Source organism: Archangium minus (assembly GCF_044360475.1).
In the GTDB taxonomy this organism is placed as follows: domain Bacteria; phylum Myxococcota; class Myxococcia; order Myxococcales; family Myxococcaceae; genus Archangium; species Archangium minus.
On sequence record NZ_CP043494.1, the window covers coordinates 1,471,248 to 1,489,811 of the forward strand.

At 68.0% G+C, this 18,564-nt stretch carries 14 protein-coding genes; 7 read left to right on the top strand and 7 right to left on the bottom strand.

Features of this window, described 5'->3' with window-relative positions; genetic code table 11:
* Positions 1-54: 54 nt before the first annotated feature.
* Together F0U60_RS06210 and F0U60_RS06215 are read left to right on the top strand one after the other, a co-directional pair.
* A complete protein-coding gene (locus F0U60_RS06210) occupies positions 55-306 on the top strand; it encodes a hypothetical protein (protein WP_395815331.1) in 252 nt (83 codons plus the stop codon).
* Between the two features lie 44 nt (positions 307-350).
* Complete coding sequence (locus F0U60_RS06215) at positions 351-656, top strand: DUF6289 family protein (RefSeq protein ID WP_395815334.1); 306 nt, start codon at positions 351-353, stop codon at positions 654-656.
* 101 nt (positions 657-757) lie between these two features.
* Here F0U60_RS06215 and F0U60_RS06220 read toward each other — a convergent pair whose 3' ends face one another.
* A complete protein-coding gene (locus F0U60_RS06220; protein ID WP_395815337.1) occupies positions 758-913 on the bottom strand; it encodes a hypothetical protein in 156 nt (51 codons plus the stop codon).
* A gap of 143 nt (positions 914-1,056) precedes the next feature.
* On the opposite strand from F0U60_RS06220, the gene F0U60_RS06225 reads away from it, so the two are divergent.
* The 4 genes from F0U60_RS06225 to F0U60_RS06240 all read left to right on the top strand — a co-directional run bounded on the left by F0U60_RS06225 (position 1,057) and on the right by F0U60_RS06240 (position 8,449).
* Positions 1,057-2,361, top strand: a complete 1,305-nt coding sequence (locus tag F0U60_RS06225; RefSeq protein WP_395815340.1) for a lanthionine synthetase C family protein — start codon at positions 1,057-1,059, stop codon at positions 2,359-2,361.
* Positions 2,358-5,537 carry a lantibiotic dehydratase gene (locus F0U60_RS06230; protein ID WP_395815343.1) on the top strand — a complete coding sequence of 1,060 codons (3,180 nt, stop codon included), beginning with the start codon at positions 2,358-2,360 and terminating at the stop codon, positions 5,535-5,537. Before F0U60_RS06225 ends, F0U60_RS06230 begins: the two co-directional genes overlap by 4 nt.
* An 820-nt stretch (positions 5,538-6,357) precedes the next feature.
* Positions 6,358-7,827, top strand: coding sequence for a hypothetical protein (locus F0U60_RS06235; protein WP_395815346.1), 1,470 nt, complete (start codon positions 6,358-6,360; stop codon positions 7,825-7,827).
* Between the two features lie 7 nt (positions 7,828-7,834).
* Positions 7,835-8,449, top strand: coding sequence for a hypothetical protein (locus tag F0U60_RS06240; protein ID WP_395815348.1), 615 nt, complete (start codon positions 7,835-7,837; stop codon positions 8,447-8,449).
* A gap of 791 nt (positions 8,450-9,240) precedes the next feature.
* Here F0U60_RS06240 and F0U60_RS06245 read toward each other — a convergent pair.
* Complete coding sequence (locus F0U60_RS06245; protein ID WP_395815351.1) at positions 9,241-10,005, bottom strand: SDR family NAD(P)-dependent oxidoreductase; 765 nt, start codon at positions 10,003-10,005, stop codon at positions 9,241-9,243.
* A 54-nt stretch (positions 10,006-10,059) separates the two neighbouring features.
* Positions 10,060-10,680, bottom strand: coding sequence for a zinc-binding dehydrogenase (locus F0U60_RS06250; RefSeq protein ID WP_395815354.1), 621 nt, complete (start codon positions 10,678-10,680; stop codon positions 10,060-10,062).
* 591 nt (positions 10,681-11,271) lie between these two features.
* Between F0U60_RS06250 and F0U60_RS06255 the strand changes: the two genes are divergently transcribed.
* Complete coding sequence (locus F0U60_RS06255; protein ID WP_395815357.1) at positions 11,272-12,180, top strand: LysR family transcriptional regulator; 909 nt, start codon at positions 11,272-11,274, stop codon at positions 12,178-12,180.
* 208 nt (positions 12,181-12,388) lie between these two features.
* Here the strand turns inward: F0U60_RS06255 and F0U60_RS06260 are convergent, their stop codons facing one another.
* From F0U60_RS06260 to F0U60_RS06275, 4 genes are all read right to left on the bottom strand, one after another.
* Entirely contained in the window at positions 12,389-15,325 is a 2,937-nt protein-coding gene (locus F0U60_RS06260; protein WP_395815360.1) for a hypothetical protein, read from the bottom strand.
* A gap of 52 nt (positions 15,326-15,377) precedes the next feature.
* Complete coding sequence (locus tag F0U60_RS06265) at positions 15,378-15,896, bottom strand: hypothetical protein (protein WP_395815363.1); 519 nt, start codon at positions 15,894-15,896, stop codon at positions 15,378-15,380.
* Positions 15,897-16,169: 273 nt separating this feature from the next.
* A complete protein-coding gene (locus tag F0U60_RS06270; RefSeq protein WP_395815366.1) occupies positions 16,170-17,489 on the bottom strand; it encodes a hypothetical protein in 1,320 nt (439 codons plus the stop codon).
* Between the two features lie 205 nt (positions 17,490-17,694).
* The gene (locus F0U60_RS06275) at positions 17,695-18,540 is read right to left on the bottom strand and encodes a nuclear transport factor 2 family protein (protein WP_395815369.1); all 846 of its coding nucleotides are present in this window, start codon (positions 18,538-18,540) and stop codon (positions 17,695-17,697) included.
* Positions 18,541-18,564: the final 24 nt, after the last annotated feature.

Genomic DNA, 18,564 nt, shown 5'->3' on the forward strand with positions numbered 1-18,564 from the left:
ACGGACTGCAGCGTCGGAGCCGTCTGGCGCTTCAAGATAGGTGAGGACGGTCAGATGGCGGAGGACTCGCTGCAGGGCCCGATTACCGCCCCGGAACGTGCGCAGGGAATGACGGTCGTGGACGACGCCATCCTCTTCACCACGGGCAAGCAGGAGTTGATTCATCTGCCCTTCGACGCGGAGAACTTCACCGCGCCCCTCGGCGGGGGCACTGACCCTGAGTGGAGGCTCGAGCATATGACATGTGGCACCGGCTGGTGTTGTCCCCAGGAGGAATCCCTTCCATCAACGGTCAGTCCGGGCTAAACACAACCCTGGAATCAATGCGTGGGTTGTCCTGGGAGACATGAATGCAGACTGGAAGATTTATCAGCGGTGCGTTGCTCGTGATGGGGTTGATGCTGGCTGGCTGCGGTGGCGCTCAGGGAGATGACTTCGTGGGAGAGGACCGCACCTCGCGCGAGGTTGAAGCGCAATTCGTGTGTCGTCCTGGCGATCTCTTCGCGACCGAGTTCTACAGCGACGCGACGCGCACGACACTCGTCGGTTATCGCGCATGTGATTGCTCCGGCTACCTCACCTCTTGGGGCCGGATGACGCCGTTCACCATCGAGCTCGAGCCCTCCTGCATTGGGAGTGGACCTGCGCCCAGGTGACAGACTTCTAGATGGGAAGGGGCTGCCTGCCCCATCGGATGAGGACACCCGTCCGCACCCGGTGGGGTTTCAGCACACTCACGAAGGACTGCTCACCTGCCTCACCCCTCGCAGGTCAGGCCGCTGTCGGTGCAGAAGGGGCTGGTCATCTCGCGCTGCTTGCCGGGACCGGGAGCGGACTCCTGGTTGGAGAGAATGCGGACCGTCTCACGGCTCAGGCTCAGCTTCTTGGGCTGCTTGTTGTCAGTCTTGTTCATGGCGTCGCCTTCCCTGTCAGGGTCGTACATCACCGCCGGGCCGCGCGGCCTGTGAATCTTGCAGTTCTTCACAGTGGACCCACAAGCCCATTTATTCACGATTCCCATTCCCTCGTGGCCCGTCGCTGAAACAAGCTGTGGGTGTGAAAGACCTCAGGGACGATGACCCGCGGCGGACGGTGGCGTGGCGCCCCTTGCTGGAGGGAGCGGAGCACGAGGCCGCGCTGCGCGCCGTGCGAGACATCGTCGAGGACCTGCCTCGCTTCCTCGTATCCGGGCCGCTGGCCTCCTCGCTCGCGCGAGGCCAGCCGGGCGTGGCGGTGCTGCTCACCTGTCTCTCGCGTGTATCGGGGGACTCCTCGCACGGCGCCAGGGCGGAGGCGCTGCTGGACGAGGCCACCGAAGCCCTCGCCACGCAGGTCCTGGGCCCCGACCTCTTCGACGGCTTCCCAGGAATCGCCTGGGCCCTCCAGCATGTGCGCGGGACGCCGGAGGACCCGGACGAGGACCCGCTGAGCGACATCGACGCGGCGCTCGCGGACTACCTCCAGACGCGGCCCTGGCCGCACCGCTATGATCTCGTGAGCGGGCTGGTGGGGCTCGGCGTCTACGCGCTGGAGCGGCTTCCCCGGCCCGGGGCGCGGCAGTGCCTCGAGCGCGTGGTGGCGCGGCTGGGCGAGCTCGCGGAGCGGACCGACGCGGGCCTTCGCTGGAAGACTCCCGCCGACAAGGTGGAGGTGATGGCCCGGGAGGCCCACCCCCACGGGTGCTACAACCTGGGCGTCGCGCATGGAATCTCCGGCGTGCTGGCCGTGCTGGCCGGCGCGGCGTCCGCGGGCGTCGAGGCGGGCACCGCGAGCGCGCTGCTGCGGGGAGGCTGGGATTGGATGATGGCGCAGCGCGCCCCCGACTCCGCCGCCGCGCGCTTCCCCACGCGCCTGGGCGTCGACGGTACGCCCAGCGGCGGGTCGGACCGTCCCGCGTGGTGCTACGGAGCCCCCGGGATGGCACTCGTCCTCCACCGCGTCGCCCGCGCCGTGGGTGACGTCGCCTGGGAGCGCGAGGCGCTCGCGCTCTGCCGCGAGGCGGCGGGGCGGAGGGGCCAGACCGAGCGGGTGAGGGATGCCGCCCTCTGCCACGGCGCCACGGGTCTGGGCCACCTCTACAACCGGCTCTTCCAGGAGACGGGGGAAGGCCTCTTCGCGGACGCGGCGGTCCACTGGTTCCGCCATGCCCTGTCGCTGCGACGGCCGGGCGTGGGCATCGGCGGGTTCCAGACGCTGGAGTTCTTCCCCGACGGCACCCAGGGCTGGACGGATGCGCCCGGCCTGCTCGTGGGCGCCGCGGGCATCACCCTGGCGCTGCTGGCGGCCACTTCGGCGGTGGAGCCCGCCTGGGACCGCCTGCTCCTCATGTCCCTCCCCCCCACGGCCTCCCGTCCGTCATGAGCCAGCCCCTCTCCGCGCTGCCCGGCTACACGGCCTCGGGCTTCTTCTTCCTGCGCACGCCCCTGCTCCCCTTCGACGTGCTGCGCGCATGGGCGGAAGGCGGCGCGCGCGAGCGGGCGCCCGTGCGCGCGCGCCTGGCGGCCGAGCTGGCCCGGGAGGAGCTTCGCGAGGCGCTGTTCCTCGCCTCGCCCTCGCTGGACGAAGGCATCCCCGTGTGGCTCCGCGAGCCCCAGAGCGAGTGGGGCCAGAAGGTGGAGCGGACGCTGGTGCGCTACTGGCAGCGCATGGCCGCGCGCGCGACGCCCTTCGGCCTCTTCGCGGGTGGCACGGTGGGCACTCTGGGCCCGCGCACCCGGCTCACCCTGGGCCCGCGAGCGGCCTACCGCCGCCACACGCGGCTGGACATGGACTACGTCAGCGCGCTGGCGGAAGCGCTCGCCCGCGAGCCCGTGCTGCGAGACGCCCTGCGCTACCAGCCCAACACCAGCCTCTACCGGACCGCGGGCCGGCTGCGCTACGCCGAGTCCCAGAGGGTGGGGCGCTCGCGCACCTACCACCTCGTCGCAGTGGAGCCCACGGACTACCTGGAGGCCACGCTGGAGCGGGCCCGTGCCGGGGCCCGGCTGTCCGAGCTGGCCCGGGCCCTCACCGAGGCGGACCCCGAGGTAGCCCCCGAGGAGGCGCAGGCGTACGTCGGCATGCTGGTGGACCACCAGCTCCTCGTCCCCGACCTGGACCCGCGGGTGACGGGCCCCGAGCCGCTCCAGGAGCTCGTGGAGCGGCTGGCGGCCATGCCCGCGATGGCGGAAGCCCACCGCCGGCTGGCCCATGTCCGCGAGGCGCTGACGGACCTGGACGCCTCTCCCCTGGGCGCGCGGCCCTCGCGCTACCGCGACCTCGCCCGGAGCCTGGAGGCGCTGCCGGCGCCCGTCGAGCCGAGCCGGTTGTTCCAGGTGGACCTGGTGAAGCCCGCCGAGGCGCTCACGCTGGGGCCTCGCGTGGTGGAGGAGCTGGCCCGGGGCGCCGCCCTCCTCCACCGCCTCAGCCCTGTCTCGGAGTCGCCCTCGCTGCGGCGCTTCCGCGAGGCCTTCACGCGCCGCTACGAGGGGCGCGAGGTGCCCCTCCTGGAGGCGTTGGACGAGGACGTGGGAGTGGGCTTCGAGTCGGCGAGCGACATCGCCTCCGAGGCCTCGCCCCTGCTGCGGGGGCTGGCCTTCCCCACGGAAGCCGCCGAGGAGCGCCCGTCCTGGGGCGAGGCCCAGGCGTACCTGCAACACCGGCTCACGGAAGTGCTGTGCGCGGGCGGCCAGGTGCTGGAGCTGGACGCGGCCGACCTGAAGGCGCTGGAGAACCCCCGGACGGACCCGCTCCCGGAGGCCTTCTCCGTCATGGCGAGCCTGGTGGCCGGCTCCCCGGAGGACCTCGACGCGGGGCGGTTCCAGGTGGTGATGGAGTCGGTGATGGGGCCCTCGGGCGCGCCGCTGCTGGGCCGCTTCTGCCACGTGGACCCGGAGCTGCACCGCCACGTGGAGGCGCACCTGCGCGCGGAGGAGGCGCTGCGCCCGGACGCCGTCTTCGCGGAGCTGGTCCACCTGCCCGAGGGGCGCGTGGGCAACATCATCTGCCGTCCCGTGCTGCGCGAGCATGAGCTGGTGTTCCTCGGACGCTCGGGCGCGCCGCCGGACAAGCAGCTCCCCCTCACCGACCTGCGCGTCAGCGTGCGGGGACGGCGCATCGTCCTGCGCTCCGCGCGCCTGGGGCGCGAGGTCCTCCCCCGGAGGACCCATGTCCACGACGTCCGCCGCGCCCACCTGCGGCCCTACACCTTCCTCGCCGCGCTCCAGCAGCAGGGCGTCTGCCCGGGCCTGCGGTGGCGGTGGGGCCCGCTCGCGGACAGCGCGTTCCTGCCGCGCGTCACCGCGGGCCGGCTCATCCTCCACCGCGCCCGCTGGCGGCTGCGTGCGCCCCGGCTCCGGGGGCTGGGCGCGTTCCCCGAGACGCTGCGCTTCGACGCCGTGCAGCGCCTGCGCGCGGAGCTGCGGCTGCCGCGCTTCGTGGGTGTCGAGGACCGGGACAACGTGCTTCCGGTGGACCTGGACAACGTGCTGAGCATCGACACGTTCGTGCACCTGGTGAAGGACCGGCGCCACGTGGACCTCGTGGAGCTGCTCACCGAGGGCCTCTGCGTCCAGGGCCCGGAAGGCCGCTTCGTCCACGAGCTGGTGGTGCCCTTCGTGCGCTCGGCCCCCGCCACGCGGCGTCCCGAGCCACCCGCCCGTGCGCGGCCGGCGCCCTTCGTGCGCTCCTTCGCGCCTGGCTCGCAGTGGCTCTACGTCAAGCTCTACACGGGCACCGGCACCGCCGAGCACGTGCTGCGCGAGGCCGTGGCGCCGCTGGCGCGCGAGGCCCTGGCGTCCGGCGCGGCCCGGCAGTGGTTCTTCATCCGCTATGGGGACCCGGACTGGCACCTGCGGATGCGCCTCCTCGGAGACCCGGCCCGGCTCCGGACGGAGGTGCTCGGGCGCCTCCACGACCTCCTGGAGTCGCTGACCGGGGACGGGCGTGTCCACCGCGTCCAGCTCGACACCTACGAGCGCGAGGTGGAGCGCTACGGCGGCGCCGAGGGGATGCTGCTCGCCGAGCACCTCTTCCACGCGGACAGCGACGCCGCGCTGGAGCTGCTGGACCTGCTCACCGCCGACGCGGGCGCCGACGCGCGCTGGCGGCTCACGCTGCTGGGCATCCACGCGCTGCTCGACGACCTGGGCCTGGACCTGGAGGCCCGGCGCGCGCTCCTGGCCGGACTGCGCGAGGCCCATGGCCAGGAGTTCCAGGTGGACTCCCGCCTGGAGGGACAGCTCGGGGACAGGTTCCGCGCCCACCGCCGGGAGCTGGAGTCGCTCCTCTGGGAGCCACCACCGCGCGAGGGGTTGCTGGCGGAAGGGCTCGCGGTGCTGCGGCGGCGCTCGGAGCGGCAGGCCCCCACCACGGAGGCCCTGAGGGCGCTCGCATCCCAGGGCGCGCTGGGCCAGACGCTGGCCCACGTGGCGGGGAGCCTGGTCCACATGCACGCCAACCGGATGCTGCGCTCGGCGGCTCGGGCGCAGGAGCTGGTCCTCTACGACTTCCTGCACCGGCTCTACGACTCCCGGGCCGCGCGCCTGCGCCAGGGCTGACTTCTAGAGCTAGCTCGCCCCGCGTAGCACCTTGAACACCGCGGCGGTCTCCCCGGCCGCGCCCACCCTGCCCCAGCCGCGCAGGACGGAGGGCCTGAGCGAGGCCGCGTTCAACCGAGCCTTCAAGCGCTGGGCGTCGTGGGCTACGTCAACCGCGAGCGGCTCGGTCGCTGGTTTGCGGACGAGGAGCCCAACTCCAAGGAGCGCTCCCCCAAGCAGCAGGAGCGGGGGAGGCGAGCGTGGCGCTCGCGCATAGAGGGATGGGGGCCCTGTTGAGGGGGAGTCCTCGGTGAGGGGCTTCTTCGTGCGGTACTGCTGGAGGACGTGCCCAAGCGTCCAAGTCTCTTGTGAGCTGCGGGCCGCTGAGGTGAGGCCGGTGGCGGACGGGGAGGTCGTGCTCCCGCAGTTGTTGGCGCAGGAGGAGAGCGGCTTGCCGATCCCGTGGGTCAAGCTCCAGGCCACGCGCGGGACGGGCTGAGCGGGAGAGATAGAGGACCGCAGTTGGCTGGTGCGCCGAGTGATGCAGGCTCAGCACTGTCAGGTGGGCGGCCAAATCAGAAGTCTCGAGCGAGCCCCCTATAGGGTTGGCCGTCCCGCATCCTATCCTCCAGGGTGTTGCACCTGGGGGGAGGCCAGCGTCATGTCGAATGAGTACCGGAGTCCTGTGGTGGGGGAGGGCGGCGGTACGCAGGTTGAAGCTCAGAGAAAAGCCACGGGTGGTTCGCCGCGGTGGGGACCTGCAGGGGCCTTTGGGCTCGTCGTCCTCTTCCTCCATGCGGCGTGCGCGACGCAGGCCCCCATGGGAGGCCACCTTGCTGGGGTGAATCGCTGGCGGCCGCCGCCGGCGGCGGAGGCCCGAGCAACTCCGCGCGAGCTCGAGCCCGTGGTAGTCGTCGTCGCGGACAGCCCCCAGGCGCGCGGCAACACCCGCGTGGTGGCGCTCACGGCGGCCGAGTACCAGCGCGCGGTACAGGTGCTCGGCCAGCGCCTCCAGGTGAAGGGCACGGCCCAGGAAACAGCCCAGGGGCTCCTCCAGGCCATGCCGGAGGAGGAGTTGCTCGCCGAGGTGTACCGCGACAGGGTGCTCACCCTGGTGCCCCTCAACGACAAGGGCCCGCTCGTGCCAGAGGCCGAGGCGGCGCTGAAAGAGAAATACCTGCGCTGGTGCGAGCGGCGCGGCGGTGGGGATTGTCTGGGCCTCTTCACGGATGGGCCCTACCTGCACACGGACGACAGGCGCACCCTGGCCCTTGCCCTGGCCTTCGGCACGGTGCTCGACGAGACGCGGGCGGCCCTCGGGCACGAGCTCAGCCCGAAGGCGATTCTCTCGTCGCTGGTGTGGGCCACGGGCCTGTACCTGGCGCTCTGGCTGCTACCGGAGCCGAGCACGAAGGCTCTTGCGGCCGCGCTGTCGGTGGTGCTGCTGGCCTGGCTGGGCGTGGACGCCCTGTGGGGCCTCATGGAGGGCTGGGCGACCATGGCTCACCGGGCCCACGAGGCCACCACCTTCGACGAGTTGCGCGAGGCGGGCGAGTCCTTCGGACGGGTGATTGGGACAGACGCGGCCCGGGCCCTTATTCTCGCGGTGGCCACGCTCAGCGGGCGGACGCTTGGTGAGGTGGCCACGCACCTGCGCTCGATGCCGAGGTTCAACCAGGTGCAGGCGCAGTGGGCGGCCCAGGGCATGGAGGGCTCGGTGGCGGTGGCGATGGAGGAGGCCGCCGCGGTGGAGGTGGTGGTGGAGGAGAGCCGCGCGCTCGTCGTCCTCACCTCCCGGCAGGCTCCCGTGGCTATCAACGTCCTGGCGAAGAGCGGAAGCGGCGGAGCCGCTGGAGGGCGCTCGGGCACCGTGGCTATCCAGCACCGCGGCGGCAACAAGCAGGTCATCCTCAGCAGTGGGGAGCGGTGGCACCTCCCGCGAGGCAAGAGCTACAGGGACATTCCAGCGGAGGACCGCCTCGGCGACGAACTGCAGGCGGTCGTGAGGGAGGAGGCGGCGAGGTGGTCCCAGGCCAGACTGTCGAAGGAGGAGAGGGAAGCCATTCAGGCCATGAGGGACGCGGGAAAGGAGCACTGGGCGAATCTGCTGGAGCGCCAGGCTCGCGGGCGGTGGGTCGAGCTCCGGGTGAAAGATCGATTCCCAGGCTTGTCCTGGAACAGCCGCGGTGTAGACATCACAGGCCCGGGCGGACAGAGTTACCACTACGAGATTCTGTCTGGTACGGAGTCCAACTTCGCGCTGCACGGGCGACGGATGGCGAGCACCTTCTTCCGCATGATCTTCTTCTGAGGTCCGTGTGACTCCCAACATCCACTACGAGAAGCGAGAGATCGTTGGCGAGCGGCTGGAGCTGCGCAAGGGCCCGTTCTACTGGCTCGGCCCAGACCTCACGCTGCGCGACTGCACCGTCATTATCAGCGCGGCTCGACGCTCACTGAGCTTGGTCTCAGGGCAGTTCATCAACTGCACCATTCAGGCGCAGGGCCAGCTAAAGACGATGCCGTGGGCGTCGATTAAGCTGAAGGGGTGCCGATTCAAGGGCCGCTTCACGGGCAACGACTTCGGATTCCGCGAGGACGTGGACGACAGGTGGAGGGCAGGAGGGATCGAGGACTGCGACTTCTCCGAGGCCGAGCTCCATGGGTGCGCCTTCTACAACTGCGACATGAGCACGATTCGTCTGCCACGCTGGCCGTGCTTCACCTTTTTGGACCCACTCAAGCACGCGGCGGAGCTGCGCCAGCACGCTTGGCCCGGTCGGGTCGGCCGGGTCACCATCGAGGTGGTCTGCGAGTCAACCAAGGACACTGCCGCGGTGACCTGGCACGCGCCCACCGTGGCCGAGAAGATGGACACGACAGTCGAGGAACTGCGCACGGCCCTGGAGAGGGTCCCGTCGGTCATCATGTAGAGGCGAACTCGACCGAGGCCCGCCAGTTCCGGCCGCTGCGCGCCTGGAGTTGGTGGACTAGTCGAAGTGGCACGCCAATATACGGGCACCGCCGGACGGTACTCCCGACGGTGGACTTCGTGCTGCCGTGGAGCTACTGGAGGCGACGACACTAGGCCATCGCCAAGCTGTGCCACTACTGCCGCAGCAATCCTCGGCTCAAAGTACAACTGTAGTACTAATCGGGGGCGGACGCAGTGCGGCGCCGCATGTCGGTCCGCAGCGCGCTTTGACCAAACGTACGACCACGCGTCAAAACCGGACAACTCGAACGGCGGCTGCTGCTGAGATCCCGCCCGCGCGTCGTGGTTGAGCGCCCATTCCAGCGCAGCATCCACCTCGTCCGGCAGGCTGCTGATCTCGCCCTTCGGGCGAACCGGACGAGCCTCGGGGTACGTGGATGCACCAGAAATTGGGGTTTTTGTCGTTTGCGTCTTCAACACGTCGAAGTCGAACGTCCTGCTGAGCATCTCTGCCCAGTCCACTCGCGGTGTCCTCTCCTTCATCCACTCCTTCCTGGCCGCTGCCTCAAGCCCCGCGCTCGCCTCCCCCGCCCCTGCTTGAGGGTGCGCGGTGGAGCCTCGTCAACCAACTCGCCAGCCTTCGCCACGCAGCTGTGCGTGAGAAACCCTTGGTCGGTTACAGCGCACGGCCGACCCTGCCCGTTCCGATGGCTCACCAGACCACGACCGCCGGCTGATGAAGTAACGGACGTTCGTCGTCGGGGCAAGAGCGCCCGTTCAGGGGAGCGGTCAGCGCATGAGGAGTCCGCCATCCACCGAGATGGATTGCCCTGTCACATAGCTGGCCGCCGAGCTGCACAGCCACAGTACGGCATCGGCGATCTCCTCGGGGCGGCCGTGCCGACGCATCGGGGTACCCTTGACCATGGCATCCAGTGCCTCCTTCTGGCCAGTAGCGACCATCTGTTCCACCATCGGGGTCCAGATCAGGCCGGGGCACACGGCGTTGACGCGGATATTCCGCGCGGCGTACTCCAGCGCCGCACTCTTGGTCAGGCCGAGAACGCCATGCTTGGCTGCGTGATAGATGCCGCGCTCGGCACCGCCCACCAACCCGCCGATCGACGAGCAATTGACGATAGCGCCGCTGCCCTGCTGTCGCATGTGCTGCAACTCGTACTTCATGCAGGCCCAGACACCACGCAAGTTGACCGCGTTCACGCGGTCGAAGTCCTCGGGCGTGGTGTCGGCGGTCTCCGCGAGGACGTTCTGAACGCCGGCATTGTTGAACGCCACATCCAGGCGGCCGAACGTGGAGACGGTCTTATTGACCATCGCCTCGACTTCGCCCAGATCCGCCACGTTGCAGCGGAAACCGATGGCCTTGTACCCGGCCTCGACGAGCTCATCGGCGGCGGCGCGTGCGTTATCGCCGTTCACATCCGCCAGCACGACGGCCGCGCCCGCCTGCGCGAATGCCTTGGCGGTTGCCAGGCCAATGCCCGACGCGGCGCCGGTTACCAGCGCGACCTGGTTCTCGAATGAGATCTTCATGGTGTCACCTCGTTGGTTGGACAAGAGAGTTTGGATAGAGCGGGGACGCCTGTCTCAGCGTCGCGTCATGTCGATGACGAACCGGTACCGGACGTCCTTGTTCACGACGCGCTCGTAGGCGCGACCGAGCTCGTCAGGACGGATGAGCTCGAAGTCCGCCTTGATGTTCCGGGCGGCGCAGTAGTCGATCATCTCCTGCGTCTCGGCGATGCCGCCGATCATTGAACCGGCGAGGCTCTTTCGGCCGAAGCCCTGCGCCATGCCGCTCAGGCCCTCGAGCTGCCCGAGGGCGCCCACGTTCACGAGGGTCGCGTCCAGCTTGAGGAGGTCCATGAACGGCTGCATCGGGTAGGACGTCGGTACGGTGGAGATCAGGAGGTCGAAGTGGTTCGCGAGCCGCTTCATCGCCTCGCGGTCGGTCCACAGGACGGCCTCTCGCGCGCCGAGCCGCTTTGCGTCGGCGACCTTGCCGGGCGACGTCGTGAAGATGGTGACGTCTGCCTTTCGCGCCACGCCCAGCTTCACTGCTACGTGGCCCAGGCCACCGAGCCCGATCACGCCGAGCCGCTGGCCTGCCTCGACCTTCCAGTGCTGGAGCGGCGAGAAGGTGGTGATCCCGGCACACAGGAGTGGGGCCGTGGCGGCCAGGTCGGCGCCCGGCGGGACGCGGATCACGAACCGCTCTGACACCACGATCCGCTCGGAGTAGCCGCCGTATGTTGGGCCTCCCGAGACGCGGTCCTCGGAGTCATACGTGAACGTGGTGCCGTTCAGTCAGTTCTGCTCTCGGTCGGCGAGGCAGTTCTCGCAGGTGCCGCAGGAGTCGACCATGCAGCCCACGCCGCCGACGTCGCCGACCCGGGCGGAGTGCGCGGCGCGTGATCCGGATGGGCGCGAACGCGCTTGTCGCGCTCGAGGCCGCCCAGGCGCGCGTAGGGAAAAGGCCGCTATCGGTGCCCGCCCCCTTCGTGCCGGGCGCGGCGCTCTTCGTTCCGGCCGCCGCGCCCGCGAGGACAGGCGCGGCCGCCAGCGCGGCGCCCGCCGCCAGGAACGTCCGTCGGGACGAGTCCACGGGATGTTCGCCCTGATGGGTCTCGGTGCACTTCTCGCACATGCTCGACGCTCCTTCGTGGACGTTGACTCACGACGATCTACGCCCCGGCGGCCTGTTCCACTAGGCGCTACGAAAGCGACGGCCTGTTCAGCCACGGTTTACAATGGCTTGAAGCGGCACCAGGCTGGTCGTTCGCCCCTCAGGAGGTCCACATGAAGGCTGCTCCCTTCCCGCAGCTCCAAGCGTTCCTCGCGGCGGCGCGCCTGCGCAGCTTCAGCGGCGCGGCCCGCGAGCTGGGCGTCTCACGGTCGGCGGTGAGCCAGGCCGTGCGGCAACTCGAGGAGCAGCTCCGCGTCGTCCTCCTCGTCCGAACGACGCGGAGCGTGTCGCTCACGGACGCGGGCAGGAGGCTCGTCGAGAGCGCCGGGCCGGCCTTCAGTCAGGTGCTGGGCGCGCTCGGCGAGGTGTCCGCTCAGCCCGGAGAGGCGGTGGGCCGGTTGCGCCTCTCCGTGCCGCGTACCGCCGTCCCATTCGTCATAGAGCCCGTGCTGCCCGCGTTTCGGAGTCGCCATCCGCGCATCCAGGTCGAGCTCGTCGTCGAGGAGCGCCTCGTGGACCTGGTGGGGGAGGGCTACGACGCAGGCGTCCGGCTCAGCGAGGCGATCGAGCGCGACATGGTGCAGGTGAGGCTCACCGAGCCGTTCCGGTTCGTGGTGGTCGCGTCGCCGCAGTATCTCGAGCGCCACGGAACGCCGCAGCGACCCGAGGATCTGCTCCGCCACGAGTGCCTCACGTTTCGCTCGCAGACGACGGGTGCGCTCTACGCGTGGGAATTCGAGCGTGGCCGGAGAAACTGGCGCGTCCCGGTGCGCGGGAGCGTCGTCACGAACGACCATCTGGTGGCGGTCGCGCTTGCCGCGGAGGGGCTCGGGCTCGCGTACGCGTTCGAGCCCGCCGTGGTGGATCGGCTGCGGTCGAAGCGGCTTGTCCGTGTGCTCGAGACGTTCGCGCCCACGGTTCCCGGCTACTTCCTGTACTTCCCGAGCCGCGCCCAGAGCTCCGCGCCGCTGCGCCTCTTCGTCGAGGCGGCACGGGAACTTGCGGTTCGCGCCGTGAAGTGACTCTGCGGTCGGTCCACTCCGCGTAGGCAACGCAGATGCGCGGGCAGGACGTAGTTCTCGTCAGGCTGGCGAAGCACGCTTACGCCATCGGCGTCGAGATAGCCGGCGGAGAGCAGCGGTGCAGGTCGGCCACCGCTGTCCCGCCGTGGCGACCTCTCACCCCCGCGTGCGCCACGGGCCACGAGGAGTATCCTCGTGGCCCGAGAGGCTACTCCATGCGCAGCAGCTTCATGCCCGAAACGTTCGCCCGGTTGACCGGACCGCCGGCGCCCCCCGACCCTCCGTAGGTCGCGTTACTCTCGAGATAGGACATGTTGTAGAAGTCCTTCACGCGAATCTTGTACGTGGCACCCGCGGTCAGTGAAAAGCGCGCGAAGCTGGAGTCACCCCAGACATCCCAGTTGCTCAGCTGCGGCATCATCACCACATCGGAAGCAACCACCTGGCCCGCGGCATTGACCACCTCGATCCGCTTCACGGCCGCGGTCACACCGGAGTTCACCGGGCCGAACGCGTTGCCATACACCAACTGCACCCCATAGCTTCCGGTGAGCCCCGGCGTGAAAGCCGCTTCCAGGACCTGGTTCGTGGCTCCCCAATCGTTGAAGTGCGGGCGGCCGTGATCGGTCGCGGTCGATGCTCCGTCCAGGCTGTTCAAGCCCGCGCCGGTGTTGAAGACGGTGATGGTGCCGGGATGCCAGTAACAGATCGGTTCCGAGTGGTGCGACAGGTTGGCGACCGCATCGCCGCCGGTGTACTGAGACTCGACGCTGTAGCACAGGGTCTTCGACGCATGATGGGTCGAGGTTGGATCCGTCCATTGGGTCGTCGTCAGATTGCTCGCCACCCGTGTACCGTTCCGGTAGATGTGGTGCACCACGCCCGTCTCGCCGTTCGTGCTGAAGCCGATGCTCAGCAAGCCGCCACTCAACGTCACGGAGACTCCCGTCGGTTCCCTCGGCGCCCAGAAGCGCCTGTAGTCCCCCGTGTCTTCCACCACCGTCATCGTCGTTCGAGACGCATTCGCATCCACGAGCTGGATCTGGACGTTGTACGTGTCACTGGCCGAGGTGGAGGCCGTGAAGTAGGTATCGTTGGCCACCAGGGTGCCATTGAGCTTGACGCTGGCGACATTGTAGTAACCGCTGCTCGTGCCATCCCTTGCCGGCAACAGCACCTCCACGTTCAGGGTCTTGCCCTTGTAGGGCAGGTTCTTCAAGTGGATGCTGTTGGCGGTCGAGAACAGCGTGTTGCGCATGTACTTGGTCACGAACGGCTGGAAGCGCAGACCGGTCTGGGTGGCTTGGCGGCCGAAGACCACGTCCAGCACCGAGGACATGTAGCCCCCGACGGACCACAGTTGTGCTTCCGAGTTGATGACCGGGCCCGCCCTATTCCCATTGTCCTGATCCTGATGATTGCCTGACAGGCTGATGAACTGGAAGTTCTCCATGTTCGACAGGTTCAGGCCCGCCCCACGGATCAGCGTCTTCAGGTTGTGGTTGACCACCGCGTCATTCTTTCCGAGCACCGCGGCACGCAGCCAGTAGGCCGACGCGAACGGCCAGATGGCCTGATTGTGATAGATGGGAGTATCCCTGATCTGCGGCCACGCCACGGGAGCACCGGCCACGGTATGCGGATACGTCTGGAGGATCGAGGCGGTCCTGGTCGCATCGGCGATGCCATCGATCACCGCCAGCGCCTCTCCCATCAGCTCATAGCGTTGCACCGAGGAAGGGTCCAGCTCGGTGGTCTTCATCGTGCTGTACAGGCCCGCCTGGGGCAACCACAGGTTGTTGTTCATCGCGGTCTTCAGCGCGTCAGCCCAGCCCCGGTACCGGGTGCTCGTGGCGGTATCGCCTTTTTCAGCGGCGAGTCTGGCGGCGACATCGAGGATCATCCAGTGATTGACGTTGGTGGACAAGGTCTTGGACATGCCAATGTGCACGACGTTGCTCGCGGTCCAAGTGGGATAGGTCTGTTCACGCCAGTCGAGGAACGACTGTTCGCCCGCGTAGAGACCCGTGCCTACGTCATAGACCGCGATGCGATCGTTCTCGATGGTATTGACCATGGCGGCGTAGGCCGCGTCACGGAACTGCGTGCGAGAGTCGCCGCTCAGGTACTTCAACACCTCCCAGGCCCCGCGCGCCCAGACCACGCGGTCCGTACTGACCGGCCAGCTGCCCCCGGACCCGGTGTCCTGAACGAGCTCCGGGCTGCCCGGATTGCCGCGCCGATCCGAGATCTTGAACTTCAGGGTGTTGGCTGAACGCACCGGATCCATCTGCGCCAGGGACAAGTCGATCGCGTACGCGCTGTCCCGTGTCCACACGTAGGACCACTTCACGCCGGTCTTGAAGCAGCCACCACTCCCGCCGTCCTTCGGGCAGGGGATGGGTTTCCCTCCATTGTAGGCGCCATCGCTGATCTGGTTCACGGAGAGGGTATTGGCCATCTCGCCGTAGGCCAGCGCGAACAAGCTGTCGAAGAGCGGGTTGCCGGTTCGAACGACCGGTTTGCCCAACGTCTCGTTGAGGGTCCGCGTGGTTCCCTTGTTTTCCACATCGGACCGGCGGACCGCGTCGGAGCTCAGCACGTAGGTCCGCGCATCCGTGTTGGGATTGGACACCGTCACGCTGACGGTATCCTTGCCATTCTTGAAGCCGTAATTGGAGACCCAGTTCAACGTCGTCGGGCAGATGTCACCGTCCGCCACGTTCACGTTCGCGGTGTAGTCCGAGCCCCCGTTGTTGTCCCACCTCGAGGGGCTGGTCGCTTCGATCGCGTAACGAATCCTGCTGCCACAAGGCAGCCTGCCCAGGTTGACGTGCCATTTGTCGTTGTTACCGCTGACCCCGTTCTTCGTCATCGCCACGGTCAGCCAGTTGGCCCCCGCGTCCAGGCTGTACACGACCCGTACGCTCGCCGCGCTGTCCAGGGGATAGGTCTCGGTGTTGAGCCACACGTCGCTGGACGAAGTGATGCTCCCATTGGCGGGGAAGATGTACGAATTGCCAATCCACTGCACGTCCGCGGCCCGTGCCGAGCAGCCCAGAACCAGCGCGATACAGACGGTTGAAAGGCGAAAGGCCGCGGCAGCGACCGCGCCGGATCGAGGGAAGAGCCGATTCTTTTTCATTCGCATGTCTCCTCATCACGACAGCGAGGGGGGGCCAACCTCGCCAGGGTGTTCAAAGTATAGGACGGATAGGAGCCCTGTGAGGGGGGCGGGTGGACCATGTAACGAGGCACGTTGCGGCGGCGGTGGAGGCCCTGGATGGGGGCAACCCGGCGCGGGCCGCGACCGTCCTCCGCCTCCTCCTGCGGTGGCTTGGGTTGCCACCAACGTCCTCGTTGCGCTCGATCAAGGCGGCCACCGCGTAGTCGGCCGTTTTGGTCATGCTGGAGTAGCCGCCCTTGCCCTGCTCGCAGGTCTGCTTATCCGTCAGCGTTTCGTGGATCCTCCGGCTCTGGGCATCGTTCCACGTCTTTCCTTCGTCGTAGCTGATGCGCACGCGCATCTTGCAGCGTCCCTCGGTGCTGGCGGGATTGAGGAACATGATGCGGCTGGGAGCATCGGTGTTGTAGCTCCCGGGCCGCAAGCCGGACTCCACGGAGCCCTGGGGCGCTTTTCTTGGCCGGGCCGCACACTTCGCCATTGGCAGGCAATACAGCGTGCAGCACCCCACCAACGCCGTCTTCCTCGACACCGTCAACCTCTACAGAATTGTGGAGGAGGGGAAGTTGGGCAATCCCAAGCGTCTTTCGGAGCTCGTGAGGCTCTTGCGCCCGGACATCACCGATACCCGAGCCCTCGTGCTCTTCGAGATCAAGCCGGACAATGAGGAGGGGCGCAAGGAAGGGAGAGAACAGGCGGGGCGCTACCTGGCGGCGCTCAATGAGGCTGTCGAGCCTGACAAGAAGCTCGCGGGAGGCACCGGCTTCGAGGGGTCGCTCTTCCTCTCGTTTGACACCCTGAGCGCTCAGTGGTCGTTCGCGGTCCGCGGTTCCACGTCCCCCAGCCAGGGGCAAGCGCAGACCGATTTCGGCCGTTGGAGGTTGACCAGCAGGCGCTGGAGCACCGCTTCGTTGCCGGGCAGTGCGAAGTGATCCACTCCGGGGTTGTCCGTCAGCTCGAACCGGAAGCAGGGCATGTTCTGCCAGACGGCAATCGAGTCGTTGGTGATGTCCTCCTGATTGAGATCCCCGTCCGGACGGGTGAAGAAGACCGTGGTGTCCGTGACGAGCTGCCCAACGCTCAGGTCCTGCAGCTCCAAGCCCACCACCGTTTCGAACCCCGAGCCCTTCTCCGCATAGACATCGACGTTGGGGAAGAAGGCCGGCTCGGCGAACTTGACGAAGCCGGTGTAGTAGGCGGCCAGGTGCCTCGCGAGGGGGAGGCCCGCGTCCTCGAAGATCCGCAGGTTGTCCGCCGGCGTGTAGCTCCTGCCCCCTTCAACAGTCGCCAGCACGATCTCCGCATCGCCAAAGATCGCTGGATCGGCGGAGCTCATGTAACTGGAGGGGTGGCTCTGGTACATGGCGGCGCTGCTGGCCGCGTTCGCCGCATCCACCGGGAAGGTGAAGTCGCGGGTGTTGAGCCCCGTGAAGTACACGGGATACAGCAGGCCCTGCCCCGGCCAGTTGCCAGCGATCGGGGTGAATCCGTGGATGTACCGGTTCTTCCAGGCCTGGCTGGTGTGGGTCAGCAGGTACTGGGCATAGAGCGGCCCGTTGGAGTGACCCACCAGGTGCACGGGGGTGTTCCCGTTCTCGCGGTAGACCTCCTCGATCAGCTCGATGGTGCGCCCGAGGAATCCATCCATATCTGGAGTCAGGCGGGAGTCATAGCCGGCGACGCGGATGTTCACATCCCGCGTGTAACCGGCCGCTTCCAGGAATTGATACAGGGGTTCGTAGAACGGCGCGCTCGCTGTCTTGCCGAAGTGCAGGAGCTTGACGTTGACGCCCCGCTGGTTGGCGAAGCGCTTCGCCATGGGCCTGCCGGCATGGGGCTTGTAGACCAGGGTGAGAAGCTTGTCCTGACAGACCTGGCTGAAGGTGCTGCTGGGAGAATCGTTGAGGAACCAGTCCTCGAAAGTCCCGTAACGGGGGCACTCCGGGAAGGCGGTCTGGTTCACCACCTTCACCAGGAGCCGTGTGAAATGGAAGGCCGGGAACAGGACGACCGGAGTGCGCGGTGGACTCGTGTTCCCGCCGCCGGTCGTGGCGAGAACGGTGCTGCTCCACAAAAAGGTGAACAACGCGAGGAAACCACCGAGGCGCATCGGCGCGTTCTTCATGGGCTTCTCCGGCGAGTTTTTCGGAACGGGGACTCGGCAGGATGAAGTGTGCGAGTCCTCCCGTAAACCGTGCGCCAGTACGATGCGGTATCGACAAATCCACAATCTTCGCGGCGCGAATGCCCGGAAAGGCCGAAAGGTGTCAGACGACTCGTTCCGACACCTTGTCCCCTACGAATTGTCTGACACCTTGGATGGGCGTGTGTCAGGGAACGGGCCGTGGGTTGCCCCAGGCCGCCGCGGCGATCCTCCACTGTCCGCCGGTGTGCACGAGCAACAGGTGGTCGATGTAGCGCACGCCCTCGAACACGACGTCGAGCTTGGCGGCTGCCACGCTTCCACGGACCTCCACCTGCAGAATGCGCCACGGGCTCGCGCGGTCCTGCACCCCCGCGTCCTGTTTCTCCGCATAGCGGGCCGCCGCCTCGGAGAGGGTCACCCACGAGAAGGGCACCCCCTCGACGTGCACGCGGTAGTAGCGGCAGTCGGCGGTGTGCGTCTGGTGCAACAGCGCGGGGCTGTAGGCGGCGTGCGCCTCGATCTTTCCGGCGAGCACCGCGCGAATCTCCTCCTGCGCGGAGGTGGACTCCGTCGCGCGCTCCCCGGGCGCGAGCCGCTGGAACACCTTGCCCACGATGCGCCAGCCCGCGGGCGAGTCCACCACGAGCAGCAGATCATCGAACGTGTGGCTGGGCCAGTGGGAGACCGCCTCCACCAGGGCGAATGGGCCCTCACGGTCGAGCACCGTGAGCCGACGTTCGGTCGCGGGCTCCGGATGGCCCGCCTTCGCGTCCAGCGCTTGCCACCACTCCAGCTGTGTGCGTGCCCGCAGCTCCCCGTCTCCCTCCACCCAATGCATGACGGTACCGGGATGGAAGGCCGAGCGCAGCAGGCGACTGGAACTCGTGTCGGACGCGCGGAAGTACGTCTGCACGCCTTCCTCGGGTGTGAGGTTCTGGCGAGGGGACGGGGCGGAGGGAGACATGGGGCGGGTGTGCGTGCAGGCCGAGAGCAGGGCGAGGGCCGTCAGCACGAGGAATGGCTTGGGCATGGCGGGAACATGCGCCCGGAGCCT

Coding starts and splice junctions, on each gene's coding strand:
- F0U60_RS06210 (WP_395815331.1), top strand. CDS start 55: ATGGCGGAGGACTCGCTGCAGGGCCCGATTACCGCCCCGGAACGTGCG.
- F0U60_RS06215 (WP_395815334.1), top strand. CDS start 351: ATGCAGACTGGAAGATTTATCAGCGGTGCGTTGCTCGTGATGGGGTTG.
- F0U60_RS06220 (WP_395815337.1), bottom strand. CDS start 913: ATGAACAAGACTGACAACAAGCAGCCCAAGAAGCTGAGCCTGAGCCGT.
- F0U60_RS06230 (WP_395815343.1), top strand. CDS start 2,358: ATGAGCCAGCCCCTCTCCGCGCTGCCCGGCTACACGGCCTCGGGCTTC.
- F0U60_RS06245 (WP_395815351.1), bottom strand. CDS start 10,005: ATGAAGATCTCATTCGAGAACCAGGTCGCGCTGGTAACCGGCGCCGCG.
- F0U60_RS06255 (WP_395815357.1), top strand. CDS start 11,272: ATGAAGGCTGCTCCCTTCCCGCAGCTCCAAGCGTTCCTCGCGGCGGCG.
- F0U60_RS06260 (WP_395815360.1), bottom strand. CDS start 15,325: ATGAAAAAGAATCGGCTCTTCCCTCGATCCGGCGCGGTCGCTGCCGCG.
- F0U60_RS06270 (WP_395815366.1), bottom strand. CDS start 17,489: ATGAAGAACGCGCCGATGCGCCTCGGTGGTTTCCTCGCGTTGTTCACC.
- F0U60_RS06275 (WP_395815369.1), bottom strand. CDS start 18,540: ATGCCCAAGCCATTCCTCGTGCTGACGGCCCTCGCCCTGCTCTCGGCC.